Genomic DNA, 23,252 nt, shown 5'->3' with positions numbered 1-23,252 from the left:
GCGGCTGAGGCCGGTGGGCCGCCGTCCGTGAACTCCGCGTGACCACCCACGCCGCACAGCACGCCGGACGCCGCGGGCTGCGGCCCTGGGCTGTGTGTGTCTGATCGTGTGAGCGGCCGGGGTCAGGCGGGGCCGAGTTGTTCGAGGACGGCGCGGACGGGGCGGGATGCCTGGTGGGGTGCGAGTTCTGTGGCGAGGGTGGTGAGGAGGGTGGTGCAGCGGCCGGATTCGACAGCTTGGGCGGCGTTGAGGCCCTGGGTGGTGGCGTGGGCGGCGGCGTCGAGGTGCCCTTGTCTGACCCGGGCGGTGGCGATCCAGACGTGGTAGAGGACGCGGTCGCGGTGGGCTTCGGGGGCCAGGGCCGTGAGGCCGTCGGTGAGGAGCTGCTCGGCGGTGGCGGGGTCGCCGAGGTCGAGGAAGGCCCGTCCGGTTTCTGCCATGTGTGTGGGGCGGACCATCCAGTAGGCCCAGGCGGGGTTGTCGTCGCCGGTGCGGGAGCGTTCGTACTCGGTTTCCGCTTGGGCGAGGAGGCGGGCCGCTTGGCGGGCGACGCCGGTGGCGGCGGCTCCGCGGACCTGCCAGGTGGTGATCATCGCGGCGACGAGGGGGGTGGTGCGGGTGCCGGCGAGGTCGCGGGCGGTGGCGAGCATCTGGGCGGCGGTGGTGGCCTGGCCGTCGTAGATGCAGGCGAGGGCGAGGTTGGCGAGGAGGTAGGCGCTGTGGGCGGGGTCGGCGACTTCGGCGGCGGCGCGCAGTGCGGTGTGCCAGGCGCGGTGGGCCGTGCCGGGGCGGCCGGCGTCGAATTCGGCCCAGCCGAGGAAGCGGGCGTACTCGGCGGCGAGGTAGTGGAGGTCGGTGGTGCGCTGTCCGGTGTGGCGGGCCTGGCGGAGGATGCGGGTGATCATGGTGAGGTCGGTGTGTGCGCTGTCGGTGCAGGGTGTGCCGCCGAGGGAGTCGTCGAGGTGCCACAGGGCGGTGAGGCGGGCGTGGAGTGCGGCGGAGACTTCCTCGCCGACGTATCCGCCGTTCATGCCTCTGCCGATGGTGTCCTGGACGTGGCTGGTCCAGCGGGTGGTGAGGTCGGTGAGTACGTCGGTGGGGAGGAGTGCGGCGCGGGCGGGGTCGGAGGTGAGGTCGTCGAGGGCGGACATGGTGGCCTCCGGGGTGAAGGGTGCCCGGATGTCGGTGCCGGGCAGCGCGAGCAGGAGCCAGCCCGGCCATCCTCGCGCCCACACCTGTTCGGGGTCGCCTCTGTGAAGGTCTGCCATGGCGAGCTGGGCTGGCATTTCGGGCTCTACTCCGGCTTCCCAGCGGGCGACCTTCTCCCGCCGGAAGGCCATCCCGGGATAGCCGATCGCCGCTGCCCGGACCGCGACGGCACGGGCGTAGGTGGGCAGTGAGTGCCCGGTGGTCTCCCGGACGGCGGCCAAGAGGTGCCGGGGCGGACGATGGTCGGGTGGGGACATGCGGCGTACACCCCCGGTGTGGGTGAGGGCCTGCGTCATCGGCTGTCGGGAGTAACCGTAGCGATGCCCCGGTCCCGGCCGCCGGGGAGCAGGGCGCGGAAGCAACACCGGGGCAACAGGCGGGAGTTCAGTGTGAGTCAGGCGGAGCTGTCTGTGCCGGGCGTTGCTGCTGGCTGTGAGACGGTTGGTCGGCTCTGCTCGGGGGAGCCCCGCTGTGCCGGACTTCTTTCGGATGGGCGGACTGGTTGTGGGGGCGGGTCCGGCGGGGGTTCAGAGCCGTGTGCCGGTGGCGATCGTGGCGGGTGTGTCGACGGCGTGACGGTCCTGCAGATTCTTCATTTCTGAGTTCGCCGAAGCGGTGCTGCGGAGCGCCGCCCCCGACGCCTATCTGCTCGATCTGCGCGCCGAGGCCCCGGCCCCGGTGCGGGCCTGGCCCGACGCGCCGACCAGGACGCGGCTCGTCGGCCCCGACTACGATCCCGCCGCCGACGCCGACCACCGTCTGTCCGGCGGATCGCTCGGCGACTGGTTCGACGCCGTGCTCCACACCCGGCGGGTCACCCCGGTCCGGCCGCTCCGCCGTTGAGCGCGGCGACTGCTCCCGGGGCGAGCGGTGCACTCCACCGGCTCCGCGGCCGGGCACCGCCCCGGGGCGAGCGGCCCGGTCAGCCCATCGACGTCGTCCACCTCTCGTACAGCTTGGCGAACGGGCCGTCGGACTCGGCCAGTCGGAGCGGCGGCCCGTCCTCCAGGATGCGTCCCTTCGCCAGCACGAGGACGCGGTCGGCGGCCAGCACGGTGGAGAGCCGGTGCGCGATGATCACCGCCGTGCGGTCCGCGAGGACCGCCGCCATGGCCCGCTGGACCGCGCGTTCCGTGGGGATGTCGAGGCTGGACGTGGCCTCGTCCAGCAGCAGCACCGCCGGGTCGGCGAGGAAGGCGCGGGTGAGGGCGACCATCTGGCGCTGGCCCGCGGAGAGCCGGTTGCCGCGCTTGCGCACCTCCGTGTCGTATCCCTCCGGGAGGGTCGAGAGCAGGGATGCCGCTCCGGTCGCCTCCGCCGCCGCGCGGATGTCGGCCCCGGTCGCCCCGGGCCGCGCCACGGCGATGTTCTCCGCGACCGTGCCGGAGAAGAGGAAGTTCTCCTGGGTGACCAGCACCAGTTCGCGGCGCAGCTCCCCGTCGGCCAGTTCGCGGAGATCCACCCCGTCCAGCAGCACCGCGCCGCCCGAGGGGTCGTAGAACCGGGCCGCGAGCTTGCCGACGGTGGACTTGCCCGCGCCGGTCGCGCCGACCACCGCGACGGTCTGGCCGGCCGGCACGGTCAGGTCCAGCCCCTCCAGGATCAGCGGGCTGCCGGGACCGTACCGGAAGTCCACCGAGCGGAAGCGGAGCGTGCCCCGGTGCGGGCGGTCGGGCGGCAGGGGGACGGGGACGGCGGGTTCCGGCACCGAGGAGGGCGTGACGAGGAAGTCGGAGATCTTCTCCAGCGCGGAGGCCGCCGCCGCGTACAGATTGGTGAAGGTGGCCAGCTCGTCCAGCGGGTCGTAGAACCGGCGGAGGTATAGCAGGAAGGCGGCCAGCACGCCGAGTTGGAGATCGCCCTCGGCCACCCGCCAGCCGCCGAGCGCCAGCACCAGCGCCAGGGCGATGTTCCCGGTCAGCCGGACGCCGGCCGTGTAGCGGGCGACCACGCCCAGCGCCTCGGTGTGGGCGTCCCGGAACGCCTCGTTGAGCCGGTTCATCGCGGAGTGCTTGGTCCGCTCCGCGCGGAATGCCTGGACCGCGCGGATCGCGTTCATCGTCTCGCCGAAGCGCACGATGATGTTCGCGACGGTGTCCCGGGCCTGTCCGTACGCCTGCCGGGACCGCCGTCGGAACCAGCGGGTCATCATCAGCAGGGGCGCGATCGACGCCAGCACGATCAGGGCGAGTGGCAGATCCAGCCAGAGCAGCAGCACGGTGATGCCGGTCACCGTGATCACGGAGGTCAGTAGCCCGTCCAGGCTTGCCTCGACCAGGTCCCGGACCGCGTCCACATCGGAGGTCAGCCGGGAGATCACCCGTCCCGAGGTGTAGTTCTCGTGGAACGCCACCGGCAGCCGCTGGGAGTGCCGGAAGATCCGCGTCCGCAGGTCGAGCAGCAGGGACTGGCCGACCGACGCGGACAGCCGGAAGAAGCCGTACCGGGCCGCGGCGGAGAGCACGCCGCAGCCGATCAGTCCGACGACGCACAGGGTCAGCGGGGTGGCGTCGCCAGCCGTCGCCCGGGGGACGCCGTGGTCGATGGCGCGCGCGATGAGCAGCGGCCCGGCCAGCTGGGCCAGATTCTCCACCAGCAGCGCGACGAGCGCCGCTGAACTGGGCCACACCCAGGGGCGGAGCAGCGAGTACAGCAGCCGCCGGGACCGCCGGGCCTGCTCCTTGGGCGGCTCCGGATGGTCTGCCGGGGCGTCGACCGCCTCCCATCCGGGTTCCGTCGCCGGATCGGCGCGGGGTTTCGCCAGCGGCGGTACGCGGGCCGGGCTCGCTCTGTCCGGCCGGGGTTCCGAAACGGTGCCTCCGGCGGTGGGCCGCGGCCCGGTGGGCTCCGGCACGGTCGCTCCGGTGGTGGGCTCGGCGGTCATCGGCTCATCACCTCGCCGTCGGCGGCCCCGGCCGTCCAGTGTGGGGAGACCGACATCAGGGAACGGTAGTGGTCCGAGGACTCGAGCAGCTCCCGGTGCGTCCCGAGGGCAGCGATCCGACCGTCGGCCAGCAGCGCCACCCGGTCCGCCATCCGCGCGGTGTTGGGCCGGTGCGCCACCACCAGCGCCGTGGTGTGCGACAGCACGTGGTGCAGGGCTTGTTCGACCTCGGCCTCGGTGTGCAGATCGAGCGCGGAGAGCGGATCGTCCAGCACCAGCAGCGCCGGGCGGCCCACGATGGCCCGCGCGAGGGCGAGCCGTTGACGCTGGCCGCCGGAGAGCGACAGGCCCTGCTCACCGAGGCGCAGATCCAGCGCCTCCGGGCCGAACGCGTCCACGAACTCCAGCGAGTGGGAGATCCGCAGGGCCTCGCGGACCTCGGCGTCGGACGCCCCGGGCGCGCCCAGGGTGACGTTCTCGCGGATCGTGAGGGAGGAGAGCATTGGGTCCTCGAAGGCACAGCCGACGACCGCGCGGAGATCAGCCAGCCGCATATCGCGGACATCCACGCCGTCGAGAGTGACCCGACCCGAGGTGACGTCGGAGAGCCGGGGCACCAGCCCCGCCAGCGTGGTCTTGCCCGAACCGGTGGCTCCCACCAGCGCGAGCGTCTCCCCGGGGTGCAGCTCCAGATCGATGCCCCGCAGTACGGGCCGGTCGGACCCCGGGTGGGTGAACCGGACCCCTTCCAGCCGCAGATGGCCGCAGGCGGGGCGGACCGGGGGACGAGGTCGGCGCGGGTCGGCGAGATCCGGCGGGGTGTCCCGGATCTCCCAGTACCGGTCGCAGGCCGCCGCCGCGGTGCTGGTCTCGGCGAGCGCCCAGCCGATGCACTCGGTGGGCCAGCGCAGATAGGTGCTCACCGTCACGGCGGCCACCAGGTCCCCGAGGGTGAGGCTGCCGTCGGCGATCCCCACGCCGCCCAGCGCGAGCTGCCCCGCGATGCCCAGCTCGGGCAGGATCAACAGGGCGGTCGAGAGCGCCGCCATGATGCGCAGGACCCGCACCTCCGCGTGACGCAGCCGCTGGGCCTGGGCCCGGAAGGCCCGCAGGCGCGAACCGCTCTGCCCGTAGGAGCGGATCACCCGCACCCCGAGCATCGTCTCCTCGACCGTGGTGGTGAAGTGGCCCGCCTGGTCCTGGGCCTCCCGGGCGGCCACCTTGTAGCGGGTCTCGAAGAGGTACGAGGCCAGCAGCAGCGGCGCGGCGCTGGCCAGGCCCACTGCGGCGAGCAGCGGATCAATGCTGAACAGCACCGCCAGGCCCACGACGAGCGTCACCGAGTTGACAAACAGGAAGACCGCGGCGAAGGCGAGGAACTTGCGCAGGATGATCAGGTCGTTGACGGTCCGGGAGAGCAACTGTCCCGACTGCCAGCGGTCGTGGAAGGAGACCGGCAGCCGCAGCAGATGTCCGAAGAGATCGGCGCGCAGCCGGGACTCCACCGTCGCCGTGGGGCGGGCGATCAATTTGCGACGGCCGTAGAAGAGCAGCGCCTCCGCCAGACCGAGCGCGGCGACGAGGAGAATCAGCCAGATCGCGGCACCCATATCGCCGTCGTGCAGAGGGCCGTCGATGATCCGCTGGGTGACCAGCGGAATGGCCAGTCCGCACAGCAGCGCCGCCAGAGCCGCGCCGATCGCCCCGGCGACGGGCAGGCGGACGGGCCGTAAATAGGGGGCGAGCCGCCACAGCACGCTGAATGAGGAACGTGGCGTCCTCGGACCGGCGGCATGTACGCTCAATGTCTGCTCCTCATCGTGTACATGATGTGAGTGCGGGGCTCTATTCGGAAAATACTTACCATGGCTGAACTGCACCCCGTGACACACATCTCGGCCGTGCTAGCCTGGCGGTAATTCCTGTGGACAGACGTCTTCTGTCCGGCATTTCGTGTTCGAACATGCATGCCGTGCGCGGTGCTGCGCAATCGAATTGAGGTTTCTTCGTGGCAGACAATTCCCCGGCGAGCCTGGACCGAATCAATTCAGACGAAGCCTATGCCGAGATCCGAAACGACGGTGAGTTCTGGGAGCCTTGGGTGCGGCGCGCGCTGGACGATCTGGGGCTTCCCTCGCCAGGGCGGTTGCGGGTGCCCGGCGAGAGCACCAATCCGGTGCTGCTCAGCGACACCGGCCTGGCGGTCAAGCTCTACGGCGAACACTGGTGCGGCCCGGAGAGCTTCGCTTCGGAGTCGGAGGCGTTCAAGGTGCTGCGGGACGCAGGGCTGCCGGTGCCGCCGCTGATGGGCCGGGGCGAACTCCTCCCCGGGCGGGACGGCTGGCCCTGGCCGTTTCTGGTGATGGCGAGGGTCCCCGGGGTGACCTGGCGGGACGCTGCGGCCGTGGTGGACCGCCCGACGCTGCTCGCGCTGGCGCGGGAGTTCGGCCGGGTGCTCCGGCGGCTCCACGCCGTACCGCTGACCGGGTCCGCGGTGCTGCGGCCCGACTCGCCGACCTTCCCCGACCTCCTGCGGGAGCGGCGCGCCGGGACCGTCGCCGACCACCGCGAGTGGGGGTATCTCTCGCCCCGGCTGCTGGACGACGTGGAGGGGTTCCTCCCCGATGTGGACAAGCTGCTGGCCGGCGGGGAACCGCGGTTCGTGCACGGCGACCTGCACGGCACCAATCTCTTCGTCGATGTGGACGAGAAGGCCGTCAGCGGCCTGATCGACTTCACCGATGTGTACGCGGGTGACCCCCGGTACAGCCTCGTCCAACTGCATCTCAACGCTTTCGGCGCGGACCGGGAGCTGCTCTCGGCGATGCTGGAGGGCGCGGAGTGGGAGCGCACCAGCGGCTTCGCCAGGGAGATGCTCTGGTTCACCTTTCTGCACGACTTCGAGGTGTTCGAGGAGACCCCTGTCGATCTGACCGGCGTCGAGGACCTCGACGAACTCGCCCAGGTGCTCTGGGGGCCCGCCTGAGCCGGCGCGCCCGGCGGCGCCGCCCGCCGCCGGGTCATGGGCGTCCGCCCCGGCGGAAGGCGTAGGCGTCCTCGATCATCTCCTCCAGCGAGGGGCGGCCCGGCTTCCAGCCGAGTTCCCGGCGGATGCGCTCGCCCGACGCGATCAGCGTCGCCGGGTCGCCGGGCCGGCGGGCCGCCGGGCGGTGGGGCACGGGGGACCCGGTCACCCGCTCCACCGCCGCCAGCACCTCCAGTACCGAGAAGCCCTGCCCATTGCCCAGGTTGTAGATCGTGTGGGTTCCGGCGACCGCGCCGGAGAGCGCCGCCAGATGGGCTTCGGCGATGTCCGCGACATGGATGAAGTCCCGTACACAGGTGCCGTCCGGCGTCGGGTAGTCGTCGCCGTACACCGCGAACTCCGGCCGGAACCCCAGCGCCGCCTCCAGGGCCAGCGGAATGATGTGGGTCTCCGGGGTGTGCAGCTCCCCGGCCCGGCCCACCGCCCCGGCGACGTTGAAGTAGCGCAGGCTCACCGCGGACAGCCCGTGCGCCCGCGCGTAGTCGGACAGGGCGTGGTCCACGGCCAGTTTGGACGCCCCGTAGGGATTGGTCGGCGCGGTCGGCGCGTCCTCGGTGATCGGCACGCGGTCCGGCTGGCCGTAGGTCGCGGCCGTCGAGGAGAACACGATCCGCCCGACGCCGGCCGAGATCATCGCGTCCAGCAGCAGCAGACTCTGCGCGGTGTTGCCGTGCCAGTACCGCTCCGGGTGGCGCACCGAGTCGTCGATGAGCGAGCGGGCCGCCAGATGGACCACCCCGTCGAAGGGGCCGGAGCCGCCGAGCACCCGGGCGGCCTCGGCCATATCGCCCCGCACGAACTCCGCCCCCTCGGGGACGGCGGAGGCGAAGCCGCTGGAGAGATCGTCCACCACCACCACACCGTGCCCCTCGGCCAGCAGCCGCTGGGCCACCACACTGCCGATGTAGCCGGCCCCGCCGGTCACCAGAAGTCGCATCACCGATCGCCTCTCATCAGGGTTTCGACCGCGGTCCGCAGGTCGGTCAGCACATGGTCGGCGGCGGACGGCGTCCCCGGGGGAGCCAGGCGCACCGTGGCGCAGCCCGCCGCGCGGCCCGCTCGCACATCGGATTCGGAGTCGCCGATCATCACCGCGTCGCCCAGGGAGACGCCGGGGATCTCCCGGGCCGCCGTCAACAGCAGTCCCGGCGCGGGCTTCCGGCAATCACATTCGCCCCTGTGGTGGATGCATGCATAGTAGGCGTCGACATATGCGCCCTCGGCCCACAGTAATTCAGCCAGATGTTTTTCCACCGATTCGAGATCGGCGCGCGACATCAATCCCAGGGCCACCCCCCGCTGATTCGTCACGACGACGACACGTCGTCCATGCCGGTTGAGATGCCGAATCGCCGCCGCCGCACCCGGCAGCAGCCGCAGCTCCTCGGGTGCGCACACATATTGACCGTCCGGCGCTTTCACATTCACCGTGCCATCGCGGTCGAGGAAGAATGTGGCCGGTCCTCTCGCTGTCATCCGTATTCTCGTCTTTCGTCATCTCGTCGGTGCTGTTACTGTCACCGATGTCTGCCGTCGCCGTTCGCCGGGACTCTCCCCGAATGGCGCGGAAATGGCCGCAGGCCTCTTTCGCCGCTCTTTCCTAAGGTGGTACGCACATGAGCGACACCGCATCCGCACGCCTCCGGGTTCTCTTCGTATCGGCCAACGAGTCCGCCCCCTGGGGGCCGAGCGAGACCAACTGGGCGCTGGCCGCCGCGCACTGGCTCGGCCAGGGCGCCGAGATCCACGCGAGCGTCAAAGGGTGGGACGAGGTCCCCGGCGAACTGGCCGATCTGGAACGAGCGGGCGTGATCGTGCACCGGCGGTGGGACCTTCCCCCCTACGACTCCCGGCCGGTCCATGAGCTGCCCTGGTCGGAGCGGCGGACGAGCACCCTGGAACAGATCCGTCCCGACTTCGTCGTGGTCTCCCAGGGCGACAACTACGAGGGCCTGGGCTGGATGGAGGAGTGCGCCCGGCGCGGCTACCCCTACGTCGCCTACTCCAACTCCGCCGCCGAGTACGAGTGGAGCCCCGACGACGTCGCCGAGCGCCTGGCGAACGCCTACCGGGGCGCGCGGGCCTCCTTCTTCGTCTCCGAGAGCAACCGCGAACTGACCGAACGGCAGGTGGGCGCCCCGATCGCCAACGCGCGGGTGGTGCGCTGCCATGTCAAGGTCGACTACGACGCCGCCCCGCCCTGGCCGGACGACGACACTCCCGTCCGGCTCGCTTGCCTCGCCCGCCTCGACCCCAACAGCAAGGGCCACGACGTCGTGTTCGACGTACTCGCCCAGCCCAAGTGGCGGCAGCGGCCGGTCACCCTCTCCCTCTACGGAGCCGGGGAGTACGAGGGTGTGCTGCGGGCGCTGAGCGAGCGGCTCGGTCTGGACAGCGTCGAGTTCGCCGGATACGCCAAGGACATCGAGACCGTCTGGCGCAGCCATCACGCGCTGGTCCTCTGCTCGCGGGCGGAAGGGCTGCCCACCGTGATCATCGAGGCGATGCTCTGCGGGCGGCCGGTGATTGTCAGCGATGTGGCGGGCAACGCGGAACTCCTCCAGGACAATGAGACGGGCTTCGTGGCCGCCGCACCGGTGGCTGCCTGCCTGGACGAGGCGATGGAGCGCGCCTGGCAGCGGCGGACCGAGTGGCGGGCGATCGGGCAGCGCGCCGCCGCCTCGGTGCGGGCGCAGATGCCCCGGGACCCCATAGCCCTGCTGGTGGCGCAGCTCAGCGAACTGGCCGCCTGACCCGGCAGCCGTTTCCGGGCGGGCCGAAGCCCGGAAACGGCCCCCGGCGGCCCGGGCGGGCAGCCGCCCCACCGCGCACCGGACACCCGTGCCGCGCTGAACATCCGTGCCACACCGAGCGCCCGTACCGTGCCGGAGGGCGCGCCCGCACCCGGGCGGGGCGGCTCCCGGTCGGGACGCCACCGTCCTCACGCCTCCCTCAGCCGCCGCGCGGTCACCTCCGGTTCCAGCGACGTGAAGTAGATGCCGCTGCCCAGCTCACCCGCCGCGACATAGCGGGGCACACCCGGCGAGCGCCACACCACGTCGATCTCCAGATAGAGATGGGCCGAGGGCCACACCCCGCCGTCCGTCGGCCGCTGGTGCACCCAGAGGAAGTACGGGGCGGGCCCGCCGAAGAACCGGTCGACCCGCCGCAGCACCGTCGTCAGCAACCGGGCCAGGGAGCTCAGCGCCTCCGGCCCGCAGGTCGGCAGATCCGCGATGTGCTCCCGGGGCGCCAGCCGCAGCGCGTACGGGTAGAGCGGGGCCTCGGGCACCCATGCCGACCAGTCGCCGTCCGTCGCCACCAGCAGCTCCCGCGCCGGGCCCGCGCACAGGGGGCACGGCCCGCCGTCCGCGCCCCGCCGCAGTTGCGCGGTGGTGGTCGGCGGCGGTTCCGCCAGCCCGAACGCCTGACCGTGCGGATGGTCGACGGTGGCCCCGGCCGCGGCCCCCCGGTTCTCGAACAGCAGCACATACCCGACCCCGGGCCGGGACCCCAGGTCAAGGGTGCAGTCACGCCACATCCCGACCGCCCGCACCGCCTGCTCCACGCCCATGGTGGCCCACGCGGCCTCATGGTCGGGCGAGTACAGCAGCACATCACAGCGCCCCTCGCCCAGCGCCGGCCAGCGATTGGGAAAGCGCCGCACACGGTACGGGTCCGGCGCCTCCGTCCCGCCGGGGCAGAAGGGACAGTCCGACTCGCCCGTCCGGGGCCGCCGCTGACGGCGGCCCTCGATCATGACGCGCGCGCCGGTGAGCGGATCCACCCTCAGCTCGGCCACGTCCGCGCCTGTCCGCCGGCCCGGATCGCGACCCGGACGACCTCGGACCCGGGGTCGTCCGCGAGCCCGAACGCCTTGTCCGCCTCCGCCAGCTCCACCACATGGGTGATGACGTCCTCGGTACGGAGCACACCCCGGGTGACCAGATCGGCGGCGGGAGCCATGAACCGGCCCGGCCCCATCACGCCGATCGTCTCCATCAGCTTCAGCGGCCACCGGGCCGACTCCAGCCGTACTTCCCTACCCACGCGGTAACCGACCATCCCCAGCCGGCCGCCCGGCACAACCAGTTCGGACGCCGTCACGATCGCCTCGGGCTCACCGCTCGCCTCCAGCACCACGTCCGGCAGCCGCTGCGGATCGGTGCCGGCGATCCACGCGGCCACCTCCCCGGCGTCGCTGAGCGCCGTCCCCGCGCCCAGCAGCGCCGCTCTGCGCGCCCGCTCCGGCACCGGATCCACCGCGAGCACCACCTCCGCGCCCGCCGCCCGCGCCGCCTGGAGCAGGGTGAGGCCGATACCGCCGCAGCCCAGCACGGCCACTCGCTCGCCGGGCTCCAGCCGTACCCGGGACAGCGCGTGCAGGGCCACGGCGAGCGGCTCCACCTGTGTGGCGGCCAGCAGATCTGCCTCCGGCTCCAGCCGGACCAGATTGGTCGCCGGGATCGCGATGTACTCGGCGCAGCCGCCCGGGTCGGTGAAGCCGAACTCCCGCAGCTCCGGGCACATCACCGTCTGGGAGCGGCGGCACCAGCGGCACCGCCCGCAGCCCAGGGTGAGGTCCGCGACCACCTTGTCGCCCGCGACGACGGCCCCCGGGGGCGCCTCCACGACGACGCCGCTCCACTCGTGCCCGGGTATCGCGGGGAAGGCGGTGCCGTGCCAGGCGTTGTTGTACAGCGAGACATCGCTGCCGCAGATCGAGTTGTACGCCACCCGCACCAGCGCCCAGCCCTTGGGCGGACGCGGGTCGGGCACCTCGCACACCGCGAGGTCACGTGGGCCGTTCAGTACTGCCGCTCGCATACCGAGACCTTTCCGATCGGTGATCCGGGAGTCTGTCGCCGCCGCACCCTCAGCGGACGGCGGCGCTGTCGCGCAGGCACTGGGTGACGAAGTGGAACACCATGCTGTGCATGGCCTCGGCCATCCCGATGTCGTGCGTCGGGGTGTTGACCTCGACGTCGGCCAGTTCGCGCATCGCGCCGCCGTCGCACGCCGTCACCGCCAGGACGCGCAGACCGGCCTCCCTGGCGTGCCGGGCCGCGGCCACCACATTGGGGCTGTTCCCCGAGCAGCTGATGGCCAGCAGCCGGTCGCCCGGACGGGCCATCAGACTAAGCGGCTCCACGAAGACCCGGTCGTAGCCCTCGTCGTTGGCATAGGCCGTGAGCATCGAGAGATTGTCGGTGAGGGCCACCGCCCGCAGCGGCGCGGAGCCGGTGTAGGTGCCCTTGAGCAGATCCTGGGCGAGATGGGAGGCGGCCGACGCGCTGCCGCCGTTCCCCGCCAGATAGACGGTCGCGCCGCTGCGGCGGACCTCGTCCAGTTCCACCACGAGCGAGCGCACCTGCTCGCCCATCGCCCCCAGCACCGGGGCCGCCGTGGCGAGGTACTCGTCCCACACCTTCGGTCCTGCCTGGAGTGGGGCGGCTAAGGAGTTGTGTGTCATCGTCATCTCTGTCTCCTGCGATCCTGTTCGGTGGCCGGGTGGCCGGGTGGCCGGGTGGGTGCGCCGGGCCGCGGCGGCGTCAGCGGACGAAGTCCTCCTCCACGTCGTGGTCGACGTAACCGGCCCCGCGCAGATCGCCGGTCTCCCCGTCCAGCTCGCGCCACTCGGTGAGATACGTCGGCCCGTAGCCGAACGCCGCCAGCAGCCGGTCGCCGTCCGTGAGCTTTCGCCGGGTCCCGTGCATCAGGGCCTCGTTGAGGACCAGCACGTCCCCCGCCCGGACGAACACATCGGTGAGGGTGGGGAACCCGTCGTCCACCAGCGACGTCGTCACCCCCCGCTCGGCGCGGGGCCGCAGCAGCGGGAAGTTGGCCTTGTGCGAGCCCTGCACATAGCAGAAGGACCCGTCGTCCGGGGACTGGATGTCGCTGAGATAGACCAGCGTCTTCACATACGGGCAGAAGAGCTTGCCGTCGTGGTACGTGTGGGTGATCGACAGGTCCCGGCCCACCGAACGCCCGCCGAGGTCCAGCAGCTCCGAGTTCCCGCCGTGCATGTACAGCACACTGCCCCTGCTGCGCCGCAGCGCGTACCCCTCCAGCAGCCGCAGCGGCTGATTGACGACATCGCGCACCGGGCCCAGCAGACGTTCGTCCAGCGCCAGCTCCGCGAAGAGCGGACTGACGGACGGCAGATCACGGTAGCGACGGGTCTCCGCGAAACCGGGATCGATCGTGTCCATCCCCTCCAGCTCCGTCCGGAACGCCGTCACCTCCTCGGAGCCGAAGACCCCCGGGATCACCAGGAACCCGGTGGTGTCGAACAGATACAGTTGCTCGTCGCTCAGTGCGGACACGGCTGCCGCCTTTCACGGTCGCGAGGGGTGGGTGAACGGACACGCGGTGCGCCGGGCCGGTTCAGGATCCGACCGCCTTCAGCGCCTCGCGCAGTGCGGTGAGGACGAAGCCGATGTCGTCCTCACTCATCCGGGTGTGCAGGGGAAGACAGATGTGCCGGGCACAGACCTCGTCCGCGACCGGATGACCGCCGGTCGTCACCAGACCGTCGAAGACCGGCTGGGCCGTCAGCGTCATCTCGTAGATCTCGCCGCCGAGCTGCACACCCGCCGCGCGCAGCTCCCTCCGCAGGGCGGCCCGGTCGATCGCCGGGTCCAGCAGCACCACGTACTTGTACCAACTGGCCGGTGTGTGGAGCGGCAGCACGGGGGTGAGCCCCGCCAGGTCCGCCAGCCCCTCGGTGTAGAGCCGGGCCAGCCGCTCGCGCACGGCGAGAAACTCCTCCAGCCGGGCCAGCTGTGCCCGGCCGACGGCGGCGTGCAGCTCGCTCATCCGGGCGTTCTCGCCCAGCGCCGTGTGGTAGCTGCGCCATGCCTCGGGCTTGCCCAGATTGCGGTGCAGCCGTACGGCGGCGGCGAGTTCGCCGTCGTCCGTGATCAGCATCCCGCCCTCGCCGGAGGTGATGACCTTGGTGGCGAAGAACGAGAAGGCACCGGCGGCACCGAAGGTCCCGGCGTGCCGCCCGCCGAGCCGGCTGCCGTGCGCGTGCGCGCAGTCCTCGAAGAGCCACAGGCCCCTCTCGGCGCACCACGCCGAGATCTCCTCCAGCTCGGGGGTGAGCAGCCCGCCCATGTGCACCAGGAGCACGCCGACGGTGTCCTCGGTGACCACCTCCCGCAGGGTGCGCACCGACGGGGCGAAGGTGTCGGCCTCCACATCGACCAGCCGGGTGCGCAGCCCGGCGAGGAGCGGGGCGGCGGCCGAGGAGTAGAAGGAGTTCGCGGGCACCAGCACCTCGCCGGTACGTCCGGTGGTGAGCGCCCGCAGACCGCAGACCAGGGCGGCGGTCCCGGTGGAGAGCGCCACCGCGTGGCGGGCGCCCGTGAGCGCGCTCATCTCCGCCTCGAACGCGGCGACCTGCTCGCCCTGGGCCAGTTGCCCGGTCTCCAGACTGGTGCGGATCGAACCGAGGATGCCCTCGATGTCCTCGGGCGAGAAGTCGGGGCGGACCGGCACCACACGGGGTTCCGTCATCGTCCGGCCACCTTCGCACCGTCCGTGCCGCGAGCCCCGCCGGCCGCCGCCAGCTCCGCGCGCAGCCCCTCGTCGATGCCGACCCGCGGGGTCCAGCCGAGCTGCTCGCGCGCCTTCCTGGTGGAGACGAGCCGCTGGGAGTAGACCAGCTCGCCGCGCCGGGTCGGCTCCTCCCGGTACTCGACGGGAACACCGCCGAAGAGGTCGGACACCTTGTGCGCCAGCTCCGCCGTGGTGAGGATGTCCGGGCCCTCCAGGTTGTAGACCTGGTTGGCCCCGACGGGCGCGGTGGCCCGGTAGAACGCCTCGGCCAGATCGTGTACGTGCAGGAACGCCCGGCGCTCGGTCCCGTCGCCGAAGACGGTCAGCGCACCGCCCGCCGCCGCCGCGCGCAAGAACGCGGAGACGACCAGTCCGGGCCACATGCCCGGCCCGTAGACGGGGCTGTACCGCAGCACGGTCGACTCCAGCCCGTGCAGCCGGGCGAAGTCGCGGGCCAGCAGCTCCTTGGCGATCATGGAGGTGGTGTAGGGGTGCCCCGCGCCGGACGGCAGGAACGGCTCGTCCTCGTCCACCGCCTCCACCGGCATCGCGTTGTAGACCCAGCAGCTCCCCGCGATGACGACCCGGGACACCCCGGTGGCCGCCGCGGCGGCGAGCACTGAGGCCGTGCCGGTGACATTGATGTCCATGGCGGTGACCGGGTCGGCCAGCACGGCGCGGGCGTCGGCCACCCCCGCGAGGTGCATGACCACGTCGGGCCGCCAGGAGTCGAACAGCTCGGCGATCACATCCCGGTCCGAGACGCTGGCCGCCTGCCCCGGAAACGGGTCGTCGGCCGTCCAGCGGGTGTCGACGACCATGACCTCGTGGCCGCCCTCGTGGAAGCGGCGGGCGACATGACCGCCGATGAAACCGGAACCGCCGGTGACCAGGCAGCGCATCAGGGCCTCTTTCCCGTGCCGTAGGAGGGGAGTGCGGAGCCGGGAGCGGTGGGCTCGCCGGCCGGGGCGGACAGCCCGGCGCGCCATGCGTCGGCGTCCTCGACGGCGCATCCGTCGTCGGCGTCCGGCCGGTTCTCCAGAAGGGCCAGGAAGCGGCGGTCGGTCAGTTCCTCGGAGGTGTGCTCCTGAAGCTCCCGGAAGGTGCGCCGGTTGCGCTGCTGGTGCTCCATCCGCAGACCGACGCTCCCCATGCAGTTGCGGCAGGCGTTCAGCGGTTCGGTGCTGCGCAGATACGCCAGCAGCCGGTCGGCGAAGCCGGGGTCGTCGCTGATCCGCAGCCCGTCCCTGGTGGGGTTGAGTCCGCCGTCGAGGACCTGGGGGAGGAAGACAGACTGCGGGCATTTGTAGAAATGACCCTCGTACACGGTGTGGCAGCGCCAGACATGGGCGATCTGGCAGGTGGAGAAGATCCGCCGGACGAGCCCCTCGTCCTCGGTCCCCTGCTCGGAGTAGGAGTACCGGAAGTGCGAGTAGTACGAGATGTTGAGCCGGGCGCCGTGCTTGTCCGCGAGGGTGCGGACCCGCTCCATCTTCTCCTCGGGCAGTTCCCGGCCGGGGTAGACGGAGATCTCGACCTCGTCCACCGCCGCGTAGAACTCCTCGCCCATCCGGGGCAGCAGGATGCCGTTGGTGCAGACCGTGATGTGCGGGGCGATGCCCGAGGCGCGCACCTGCCCCAGAATGGCGACGAGTTCCGGGTGCAGCAGCGGCTCGCCGCCCAGCACCTTCACGAACCGGGCCCGGAAAGACCGGGCCAGCAGTGCCAGATCCTGCGCGGCGGTCCTGGGATCGACCAGGGAACGCCGGAAGACCGGCGAGAGATGGCTGCAGGAGGCGCAGCCCAGATTGCAGTGGTGGGCGACGTTCAGCTCGCAGCCCTCCGGGCTGACGACCTTCCCGTCCTCAAGGTGATAGCTCATCGGGTTCCCTGTTCTCGCCAGGAGAATGTCGGGTCGAAGGTGCGGGAGAAGTTGTTGGAGTAGCCGCCGAGGTAGTAGCGGAGCGTCGGCAGACCGGTGCAGGAGACCGGCTCCCGGCTCTCCCGCAGCGCCATGGCGAGCTTGTCGTCCTCGCCGACGCGGCCGGCCTCGTCATGGGCGTCGAAGTCGTCCCGGAAGGGAATCCGCAGCAGCAGCTCCCGGGCGAGCAGCCATTCGCCGGTGTCCACGGAGATCACCGGGTCCGGTACGCCGAGTGGGTCGAGCCGGTCGCGGCGGACACAGGTGCCCCGCTCCACCACCCCCTTGGCCAGCATCCGTTCGTACTCGGCACGCCCCTTCTCGTGGTCCTCGGACCAGGGGTCGCGCGGGTCGAGAAAGGGGCTGCCGTCGGGGTGGACCATCCGGAGCTGGGAGTGGACGGCCCGGTGCCCGGTCCGCTCGGCGCACTCCAGCAGGCTGGCGAGGTGTCCGGGCTCCCATTCGTTGTCGTCGTCGAGGAAGGTGATCCACGGGCTGCGGCTGATCCGTACGGCCATGTTGCGCAGCCGGGAGGAGCGGCCGGGGCCGGAGACGTCGTGGGGTCCGCGCGCGGCGAGCAGCCAGCCGGCGTGGGGCGGCAGTGCGCCGGGCCTGCGGAGGAAGGCGTAGGTCTCGGGGCAGTCGTCCACGACGATCAGATGCTCGAAGCCCTGCGGCAGGAGCTGCCGGCCCGCGCTGTCGATCGCCCGGCCAAGCAGCCCGGGCCGGGTCCGGGTGATCGTCACGACCGTGATCGCGGGAGGAGCGCTCCCGGTGCCCGCGCTCACAGCGGCAGCCGGCCGGAACGGGATCCGCTGTCGGTGAAGCGGAAGGAGAGTTCCGGCAGGCCCTGCTCGTCCATGGCGCGCCGTACCTCGGACTGCCGGTTCCGCGGGCAGACCAGCAGGAGGAAGCCGCCGCCGCCGGAGCCGAGGAGCTTCGCCCCGGCCGCGCCCGCCTCCAGCGCCGTGTCGTGCAGGGCCTGGAGGCGCGGGCTGCTGACCCGGGCGCTGAGTCGCGCCTTGAGCGACCAGTGCTCGTTGATCAGACCGGCGACCGCGCCCATGTCGCGCGACTCCAGCGCCCCGGTCATCTCATCGGCGAGGGACCGGATGGCGTGCAGTCTCCGTAGGGCGTCGCTGTGCCCCTGGAGGGTGCGCTTGTTCTGGTCCGCGAGGATCGAGCCGGCGTCCCGGCTGGTGCCCGTATGGAAGAGCAGCAGCTGGGACTCCAGCTCGGCCCGGAAGGCGGGAGCGAGGACCAGCGGGTCGGGGTCGACGGAGCCGGACGGATGGAAGCGCAGCAGCCGGATGCCGCCGTACGCCGCCATGTAGTGGTCCTGTTTGCCGACCGGGCGGCCGAGGTCGCTGATCTCCACCTCGGCGGCCGACTCGGCGAGCGTCCGCGCGGGCGGGCGGGCCCCGCCGGACCCCGCGTGCAGCACGGAGACGGCGAAGGCGCCGGAGCCGCCGAGGCCGCAGCCGCTGGGCACATCGCTGAACGCGGTGAGCTGGTAGCCGCTGTGCAGTCCGGCCCGCAGCAGACAGGCGCGGGTCATGGGGTTGGGGTGCTGATCGGTGTGGTCGTGCTCGCTGTACCCCTCGACGACGACCCGCGCCCGGCCCCGGAACTCACGGGGGAAGACGGTCACGCCGACATAGCGGTTGATGGCGCAGCTGATCACCAGCCCGCCGTACCGCGACGAGTAGCTCGGCAGATCGGTGCCGCCGCCCGCCAGCGAGACGCGCAGCGGGGAGCGGGCCGTGACGACGGCCGGGAGCTGCCGTCCGGTCGGCTCCGCCGGTGCCGGTGCGAGTGGTTCTGGCAGGGTCCAGCGGATGTCGGTCATGACGTCCCGTGCCCTTCCCGGCACTGGCGGCCCAGCCTCAGCAGCTCGTGCACGGCCGCCGCGACATCCGTGTACGGCACCGGGGTGAGGTAGTGGTCGTCGGGGTGGAGCGGGGAGCCGATGCCGTCCAGGAGGACCATCGACACCTGGTTGTCGTCGCCCCGCCGGTAGCCGCGCTTGTTGTCGAACGCGATGTGGTGCAGCACCGTCTCGGCCTCGATGCCCACGGTGAGACACCGGCAGACGCCGACCCGGCCGATCATCTCCTCGTGGACGGCGACCGCCTCGGCGTCCAGCAGGCCCAGTCGGTGTGCCACATCGGCCGCGGCGACCATGCCGAGGGCGACGGCCTCGCCGTGCTTGAGCGCGGCCTCCTCCGGGCCGTGTCCCGCGCTCGCCAGCTCCAGGGCGTGGCCGATGGTGTGGCCGTACTCCAGCAGCAGCCCGGAGTACTTCTCGTACGGGTCCTCCCGCAGCAGCCTGCTCTTGACGGCCAGGCTCAGATCGAAGATCTCGCCCAGGTCGGCCGGGGAGTAGTCGGCGTCCCGGCGCAGCAGCCGGCGCAGCCGGGGGATCTGGGCGGGCTCGATCGCCAGGGCGTTCTTGACCGTCTCGCAGGTGCCGGAGCGCAGATCCCTGGGCGAGCCCATGGCGACCACCGCGAGGTCGATGAGGATCATCTCGGGGGTGTGGTAGAGGCCGACCATGTTCTTCGCGTGCGAGGTGTTCACGGCCTGTTTGGCCGAGATGACGGAGTCGCAGGCGGCGATGACGGTGGTGGGGACGTGCACCAGACGCACGCCGCGGAAGATCAGACCCGCGAGCACGCCCGCGATGTTTCCGGGGATGCCGCCGCCGACCGCCACCACGACGGACCGCCGGGTGACGCCGAAGTCGAGGGATAGGTCGACGAACCGCGTCAGCGTCGTCAGGTTCTTGTGCTCCTCGCCGGGCGGGTGCGACAGCAGCAGCGTCGGAGCGGTCTGTTCGAGCAGATCGGCGAGTTTCCCGGCGGCGATGTCGGCGACATTGTCGTCGGTGACCACGATGAAGCGGTCCGCCCCGAGGCCGCTGAGGCATTCGGCCATCTGATCGTGGACGTTCTCGCCGATGAGGACGCGTATCCGCTTCTCCGCTATGTCGAAGGACCACTCCTGTAATCGCCGGTCGTGCGGGGAGGTGGGAGCGCCTGCCGGATGGGGGGTCTGAAGACTCATCGCCGTCACTTTCGGAGATTGTCGATGCGCTGCTTGGCGATGGTCATCGCCTCGACGGAGAAGTCATTGCAGGACCAGGTGCGGCCGGCGGACTCGGCCGCCAGCGCGGTGGACCCGATGCCCGCGAAGGGATCGACAACATGTTCGCCCTCCTCGGTGAGCAGGCGGATGAAGTACAGCGGGGCGGCGACCGGGAAGCGGTCCCGGTCGGCCTGGGTCTCCGGGCCCCGCACCGCGTCGAGGTAGTCGTGGTCGGCCGCCGAGTCGCCGAAGGTGAGGAAGTTGCCGAAGGGGTGGGTGAGATGCCCCTGGAAGCCGCGGACCCGCCGGGTGTCCGCAGGCACGTCGGGGGTGCGGGAGAGCCAGTACCAGTTGGTGACACAGTCGTGGAGCCGCGACCGCCGTCGTTCGACGTACTCCTCGTTCGCCGTCAGCAGCTCGGGGTTGTACCAGTGGAACTCCTGGAGCAGATGCCATTCGCCGCCGGCCAGTAGCCGGCTGAGCGCGGCGTAGTGCTGTACGGTCCGCACCGGACGGTCGACCGCCCAGGTGCAGCCCGCCTCGAAGACCACGCTGCCGTCGGGCAGCAGGACCCGGGCGATGTCCTCCAGATGGCCGTTCAGCCAGTCGCCGAACGCGGGGCTCGTCGGGTCGTCGGACGATGGCTCGAAGGGGCCGGTGAACCATGGCGAGGTGACGACCAGCCGCGCGCTCTGGGCCGGCAGGGATCGGAGGAAGGCGGTCGCGTCGCCCTGAGTCAGGGTTCCCAGGGAGGTCGACGCGATGGTGCTGATCGTGGATCGCGTATCGGCGGTGCTGCTCATCGAGGGCCTTTCACTCGGCAGATGCCCGGCGGGCGGGCCGGGCCGTCGGGCGCGCTGTGTCCCCGTGCCGCGGGTGCGGGCGGGTGAGGTCGTTGCCGGACCGGGCGGCACGGGGACACGGCGGCGGGCGGGACGGTGGGAGCGTCGGGGATGAGAACGGGTCGCGCTGGGGCCTTCTCCGGCCCCGAATTCGGGGCGTCGGGATTTTGTCGGACCCCGGGTGCGGCGCTCGTGGCCCGCTCCGGCCCGGGGTTCAGGACGAGACGGCCTGCGCTCTGGCCTTCTCCAGCCCGGAGAGGACCAGCTCCATGCGCTCCGGGGGAGCGAGGAAGACCCGGTGCGGGATGACCACCGCGTTCTCCCCGGCGAACTCGGCGTGCGGCAGCTCGAACCGGGCGGGGTCCAGCTCCCGCGCCCGCCCGCCGTCGGTCCGGCCCGCCCAGCCGGAGGTCAGCGGCTGGTAGAGGACATTGCGGTGGAGCGCGGAGTCGATCGGCTCCACCTGCACACCGAGTTCGCGGGAGAGGGAGGCGGCCACGGCGTCCTTGGCCCCCGGACCGAAGACCGCCGGATCGAGCCGCACACAATACTGGTAGGCGGCGTCGGCGGTGAGCCCGTCGGGCCTGGTCAGCGGCCGTGCGCCGTCGAACCCTTCGAGGAGTTCCTCCAGCCGGCGCATCGAGCGGCGTCTGCGCGCGTTCTCCTCGTCCAGCCGGGAGAGCCCGTCCAGCGCCACCGCGGCGTTGAACTCGCTCATGCAGTAGTTGTAGCCCTGCACCCCGGGCAGCTCGACCAGCTCCAGCTCGCCCACCGGGGCATCGGCCCGCCGTCGGCGCCCATCCACGCGTTTGCGGTAGAGCAGATCGTGCACAGCCGGGTCGGAGGTCACCGCCACCCCGCCCTCACCGCAGGTCAGCAGCTTGGTCTGCTGGAGGCTGAAGGCCGCGGCGTCCCCGAAGGAACCCAGCCTGGCCCCCCGCCAGGTCGCGCCGTGCACATGCGAGCAGTCCTCCAGCAGCGCTAGGTCATGACGGCGCGTCAGCGCGGTCATCGCGTCCAAGTCCACCGCCGAGCCGAAGAGATGAACAGCCATCACCGCTCTGGTCCGCGGTGTGATCGCGGCCTCGGCCGCCGCCGCCGACATGCACAGGGTGTCCGGGTCGACGTCCACGAGCACCGGCACCGCGCCGACCCGCAGCACGGTCGAGGCACACGCCACCCAGGTGAGACCGGGGATGAGCACCTCGTCCCCGGCCCGCACCCCCAGCGCCTCCAGTGCGATGGTCAGCGCCGCCGAGCCATTGCAGGTCGGCACCGCGTGGGACACCCCGAGGAAGTCGGCGAACGCGGTGGCGAACGCCTGCTCATAGGACTCCCCGCCGGTGTGCGCGCCGCTCACCGCCCAGCGGCCGGAGCGCAGCGCGGCGAGCAGATGTCGCTCCGTCCGCGCGGTGTGCGTTGGCCATGCTGGCCATGGTCGGACATCGGTCATGGTGAGCCTCCTACAGGATGACCTCAGGCTGGCTTGAGCATGCGACGACGTACGTGGAGTGAGGGGTGCCGGAAGCGGTAGCGTCGCCCCCTCATGACGTGTACCGGACATGAGGGGACCGCGTAGGCCGGCATCGTTACTGTCCGCGACCGGAGCCGACCCGTTCGGCAAGGAGCGTACGCGGGCGGGCCGGGGCAGTCGACGTACTGCAGTTGGCATCTGGGTGACCAACCTGGTTGTGGGGTGCAACGTTACGCCTGGGGGCATTGGCACTGTCAACCACCACTGGCGGCTGAGCCGATTACCGTGTCCCGTATTCATCTCTCCCCGACCCTGCCACCAGGTAGAACACGGAAACGCCGGTCCCGGGGATCTCGCCTTGTGGCCAACTGTCGATGGTGGCAGCGCAGTTGACCCGATTCTGGGGAGAGGCGCTGTTGTCACTGCCGGACGGCGGCGGTTTCATGGAGCACATGCCCGTTCCCCTTCTGTCGCCGGCGGCCCGCTCCCCGGTGGAACCGGCCCGGCGGACGGCCGGGGCCCCTCACGGACAGGAACGAGAGATGACCGCAGACGACGTCGTCGCACACCTCCCCGCCCGCCGATGTACGACGCCGGGAGGCTGACGCGCGGTGACGGCGCCCGCCGTCGCGCCCACGTGCTGACCCGCACCGGGCCGCCCCGGTGAGCCGCCGATGGGCCGACAGGGGGCGAACCCGCGCCCGGTTGGGACCTCGTCGGCGCGCCGGAGCGTGAACCGGGCCATGTCCTTATAGCAATGACGTCGTGCCTTCTGTCCTGAGTGTGGTGACCGCCGACGTCGGCGGGTCCCCGACCAGGTCCCGATGGCAGCGCTGATCCTGGGACACTTCCTGCTCGCGGCCTGCGCGGGGCCGCTCGTCGGGCGGCTCGGCGTCCGGGCCTTCCCGGTGCTCGCGCTCCCCCGGCCGCCGCGGTGGTGTGGCCTGCGGCTCACTGGGGCGAGGCCGCCGCAGGCGGCTCGGCGAACTGGTCCCTCGCCTGGCTCCCCGTGTACGTCTAGCTCGCACTGCGCCTGGACGCGCTCTCGCTGCTCATGGTGTTCCTCGCCGCCGGAGTGGGCGCGCTGGTGCTGCTGTACTGCGTACGGTACTTCTCCGCCGGGGACCCGCTGCTCGGCCGGTTCGCCGGCAATCTGCTGGCGTTCGCCGGGGCGATGCTGGGGCTGGTGCTCGCCGACGATCTGGTGCTGCTCTATGTGTTCT

Annotated in this window: 20 protein-coding genes and 1 pseudogene; 4 read left to right on the top strand and 17 right to left on the bottom strand. The window is 71.7% G+C overall.

Going from position 1 to position 23,252, the window contains the following annotated elements:
* Positions 1-122: 122 nt before the first annotated feature.
* Positions 123-1,466, bottom strand: a complete 1,344-nt coding sequence (locus ABD371_RS24120; protein ID WP_344480073.1) for an NsdA family TPR-like regulatory protein — start codon at positions 1,464-1,466, stop codon at positions 123-125.
* 358 nt (positions 1,467-1,824) lie between these two features.
* Between ABD371_RS24120 and ABD371_RS24115 the strand changes: the two genes are divergently transcribed.
* Positions 1,825-2,052, top strand: coding sequence for an erythromycin esterase family protein (locus ABD371_RS24115; protein ID WP_344480071.1), 228 nt, complete (start codon positions 1,825-1,827; stop codon positions 2,050-2,052).
* A 79-nt stretch (positions 2,053-2,131) separates the two neighbouring features.
* Here the strand turns inward: ABD371_RS24115 and ABD371_RS24110 are convergent, their stop codons facing one another.
* Complete coding sequence (locus ABD371_RS24110; RefSeq protein ID WP_344480069.1) at positions 2,132-4,093, bottom strand: ABC transporter ATP-binding protein; 1,962 nt, start codon at positions 4,091-4,093, stop codon at positions 2,132-2,134.
* Positions 4,090-5,898 carry an ABC transporter ATP-binding protein gene (locus ABD371_RS24105; protein ID WP_344480068.1) on the bottom strand — a complete coding sequence of 603 codons (1,809 nt, stop codon included), beginning with the start codon at positions 5,896-5,898 and terminating at the stop codon, positions 4,090-4,092. The genes ABD371_RS24110 and ABD371_RS24105 overlap by 4 nt, the downstream gene beginning before the upstream one ends.
* 296 nt (positions 5,899-6,194) lie before the next feature.
* Between ABD371_RS24105 and ABD371_RS24100 the strand changes: the two genes are divergently transcribed.
* Positions 6,195-7,079 (top strand): phosphotransferase family protein, encoded by an 885-nt coding sequence (locus ABD371_RS24100; RefSeq protein WP_344480067.1) that lies wholly within the window; start codon positions 6,195-6,197, stop codon positions 7,077-7,079.
* A 34-nt stretch (positions 7,080-7,113) separates the two neighbouring features.
* On the opposite strand, the gene galE is transcribed toward ABD371_RS24100, so the two are convergent.
* Together galE and ABD371_RS24090 are read right to left on the bottom strand one after the other, a co-directional pair.
* Entirely contained in the window at positions 7,114-8,076 is a 963-nt protein-coding gene (gene galE, locus ABD371_RS24095) for a UDP-glucose 4-epimerase GalE (protein WP_344480065.1), read from the bottom strand.
* Positions 8,076-8,615 carry a D-glycero-alpha-D-manno-heptose-1,7-bisphosphate 7-phosphatase gene (locus ABD371_RS24090; RefSeq protein WP_344480064.1) on the bottom strand — a complete coding sequence of 180 codons (540 nt, stop codon included), beginning with the start codon at positions 8,613-8,615 and terminating at the stop codon, positions 8,076-8,078. The genes galE and ABD371_RS24090 overlap by 1 nt, the downstream gene beginning before the upstream one ends.
* Positions 8,616-8,755: 140 nt before the next feature.
* Between ABD371_RS24090 and ABD371_RS24085 the strand changes: the two genes are divergently transcribed.
* A complete protein-coding gene (locus ABD371_RS24085; protein ID WP_344480062.1) occupies positions 8,756-9,892 on the top strand; it encodes a glycosyltransferase family 4 protein in 1,137 nt (378 codons plus the stop codon).
* 188 nt (positions 9,893-10,080) lie between these two features.
* Here ABD371_RS24085 and ABD371_RS24080 read toward each other — a convergent pair whose 3' ends face one another.
* The 12 genes from ABD371_RS24080 to ABD371_RS24025 all read right to left on the bottom strand — a co-directional run bounded on the left by ABD371_RS24080 (position 10,081) and on the right by ABD371_RS24025 (position 22,008).
* Positions 10,081-10,941, bottom strand: coding sequence for a galactose-1-phosphate uridylyltransferase (locus ABD371_RS24080; protein WP_344480061.1), 861 nt, complete (start codon positions 10,939-10,941; stop codon positions 10,081-10,083).
* On the bottom strand, positions 10,929-11,966 hold the full coding sequence (locus ABD371_RS24075) for a zinc-dependent alcohol dehydrogenase (protein ID WP_344480059.1): 1,038 nt from the start codon (positions 11,964-11,966) through the stop codon (positions 10,929-10,931). The genes ABD371_RS24080 and ABD371_RS24075 overlap by 13 nt, the downstream gene beginning before the upstream one ends.
* A 49-nt stretch (positions 11,967-12,015) precedes the next feature.
* Complete coding sequence (locus ABD371_RS24070) at positions 12,016-12,618, bottom strand: SIS domain-containing protein (protein WP_344480058.1); 603 nt, start codon at positions 12,616-12,618, stop codon at positions 12,016-12,018.
* A gap of 73 nt (positions 12,619-12,691) precedes the next feature.
* Positions 12,692-13,468, bottom strand: coding sequence for a phytanoyl-CoA dioxygenase family protein (locus ABD371_RS24065; protein WP_344480056.1), 777 nt, complete (start codon positions 13,466-13,468; stop codon positions 12,692-12,694).
* Between the two features lie 61 nt (positions 13,469-13,529).
* Positions 13,530-14,663 carry a DegT/DnrJ/EryC1/StrS family aminotransferase gene (locus ABD371_RS24060; RefSeq protein WP_344480055.1) on the bottom strand — a complete coding sequence of 378 codons (1,134 nt, stop codon included), beginning with the start codon at positions 14,661-14,663 and terminating at the stop codon, positions 13,530-13,532.
* The gene (locus ABD371_RS24055) at positions 14,660-15,607 is read right to left on the bottom strand and encodes an NAD-dependent epimerase/dehydratase family protein (protein WP_344480053.1); all 948 of its coding nucleotides are present in this window, start codon (positions 15,605-15,607) and stop codon (positions 14,660-14,662) included. Before ABD371_RS24055 ends, ABD371_RS24060 begins: the two co-directional genes overlap by 4 nt.
* Positions 15,607-16,587 carry a radical SAM protein gene (locus tag ABD371_RS24050; RefSeq protein ID WP_344480051.1) on the bottom strand — a complete coding sequence of 327 codons (981 nt, stop codon included), beginning with the start codon at positions 16,585-16,587 and terminating at the stop codon, positions 15,607-15,609. Before ABD371_RS24050 ends, ABD371_RS24055 begins: the two co-directional genes overlap by 1 nt.
* Positions 16,584-17,372, bottom strand: coding sequence for a glycosyltransferase family 2 protein (locus ABD371_RS24045; RefSeq protein WP_344480050.1), 789 nt, complete (start codon positions 17,370-17,372; stop codon positions 16,584-16,586). Before ABD371_RS24045 ends, ABD371_RS24050 begins: the two co-directional genes overlap by 4 nt.
* 38 nt (positions 17,373-17,410) lie before the next feature.
* Positions 17,411-18,475 (bottom strand): GHMP family kinase ATP-binding protein, encoded by a 1,065-nt coding sequence (locus ABD371_RS24040; RefSeq protein WP_344480048.1) that lies wholly within the window; start codon positions 18,473-18,475, stop codon positions 17,411-17,413.
* Complete coding sequence (locus ABD371_RS24035) at positions 18,472-19,692, bottom strand: 2-deoxy-scyllo-inosose synthase (protein ID WP_344480046.1); 1,221 nt, start codon at positions 19,690-19,692, stop codon at positions 18,472-18,474. The genes ABD371_RS24040 and ABD371_RS24035 overlap by 4 nt, the downstream gene beginning before the upstream one ends.
* Before the next feature lie 5 nt (positions 19,693-19,697).
* Positions 19,698-20,516: a DNA methyltransferase gene (locus ABD371_RS24030; protein ID WP_344480044.1), complete on the bottom strand. Its 819-nt coding sequence runs from the start codon at positions 20,514-20,516 to the stop codon at positions 19,698-19,700.
* A 253-nt stretch (positions 20,517-20,769) separates the two neighbouring features.
* Positions 20,770-22,008: a DegT/DnrJ/EryC1/StrS family aminotransferase gene (locus ABD371_RS24025; RefSeq protein ID WP_344480042.1), complete on the bottom strand. Its 1,239-nt coding sequence runs from the start codon at positions 22,006-22,008 to the stop codon at positions 20,770-20,772.
* 845 nt (positions 22,009-22,853) lie between these two features.
* On the opposite strand from ABD371_RS24025, the pseudogene ABD371_RS24020 reads away from it, so the two are divergent.
* Positions 22,854-23,252: pseudogene (locus ABD371_RS24020) on the top strand (Na+/H+ antiporter subunit A); the annotation flags it as partial.

Source organism: Streptomyces amakusaensis, assembly GCF_039532665.1.
Lineage (GTDB): Bacteria > Actinomycetota > Actinomycetes > Streptomycetales > Streptomycetaceae > Streptomyces > Streptomyces amakusaensis.
This window is presented reverse-complemented; position numbering and strand designations above follow the sequence as displayed.

What these genes read in the sequence shown, in the direction of transcription:
- ABD371_RS24120 (WP_344480073.1), bottom strand. Translation starts at nt 1,466, where the DNA reads ATGTCCCCACCCGACCATCGTCCGCCCCGGCACCTCTTGGCCGCCGTC.
- ABD371_RS24110 (WP_344480069.1), bottom strand. Translation starts at nt 4,093, where the DNA reads ATGACCGCCGAGCCCACCACCGGAGCGACCGTGCCGGAGCCCACCGGG.
- galE (WP_344480065.1), bottom strand. Translation starts at nt 8,076, where the DNA reads ATGCGACTTCTGGTGACCGGCGGGGCCGGCTACATCGGCAGTGTGGTG.
- ABD371_RS24090 (WP_344480064.1), bottom strand. Translation starts at nt 8,615, where the DNA reads ATGACAGCGAGAGGACCGGCCACATTCTTCCTCGACCGCGATGGCACG.
- ABD371_RS24085 (WP_344480062.1), top strand. Translation starts at nt 8,756, where the DNA reads ATGAGCGACACCGCATCCGCACGCCTCCGGGTTCTCTTCGTATCGGCC.
- ABD371_RS24075 (WP_344480059.1), bottom strand. Translation starts at nt 11,966, where the DNA reads ATGCGAGCGGCAGTACTGAACGGCCCACGTGACCTCGCGGTGTGCGAG.
- ABD371_RS24070 (WP_344480058.1), bottom strand. Translation starts at nt 12,618, where the DNA reads ATGACGATGACACACAACTCCTTAGCCGCCCCACTCCAGGCAGGACCG.
- ABD371_RS24060 (WP_344480055.1), bottom strand. Translation starts at nt 14,663, where the DNA reads ATGACGGAACCCCGTGTGGTGCCGGTCCGCCCCGACTTCTCGCCCGAG.
- ABD371_RS24055 (WP_344480053.1), bottom strand. Translation starts at nt 15,607, where the DNA reads ATGCGCTGCCTGGTCACCGGCGGTTCCGGTTTCATCGGCGGTCATGTC.
- ABD371_RS24050 (WP_344480051.1), bottom strand. Translation starts at nt 16,587, where the DNA reads ATGAGCTATCACCTTGAGGACGGGAAGGTCGTCAGCCCGGAGGGCTGC.
- ABD371_RS24040 (WP_344480048.1), bottom strand. Translation starts at nt 18,475, where the DNA reads ATGACCGACATCCGCTGGACCCTGCCAGAACCACTCGCACCGGCACCG.
- ABD371_RS24035 (WP_344480046.1), bottom strand. Translation starts at nt 19,692, where the DNA reads ATGAGTCTTCAGACCCCCCATCCGGCAGGCGCTCCCACCTCCCCGCAC.
- ABD371_RS24030 (WP_344480044.1), bottom strand. Translation starts at nt 20,516, where the DNA reads ATGAGCAGCACCGCCGATACGCGATCCACGATCAGCACCATCGCGTCG.
- ABD371_RS24025 (WP_344480042.1), bottom strand. Translation starts at nt 22,008, where the DNA reads ATGACCGATGTCCGACCATGGCCAGCATGGCCAACGCACACCGCGCGG.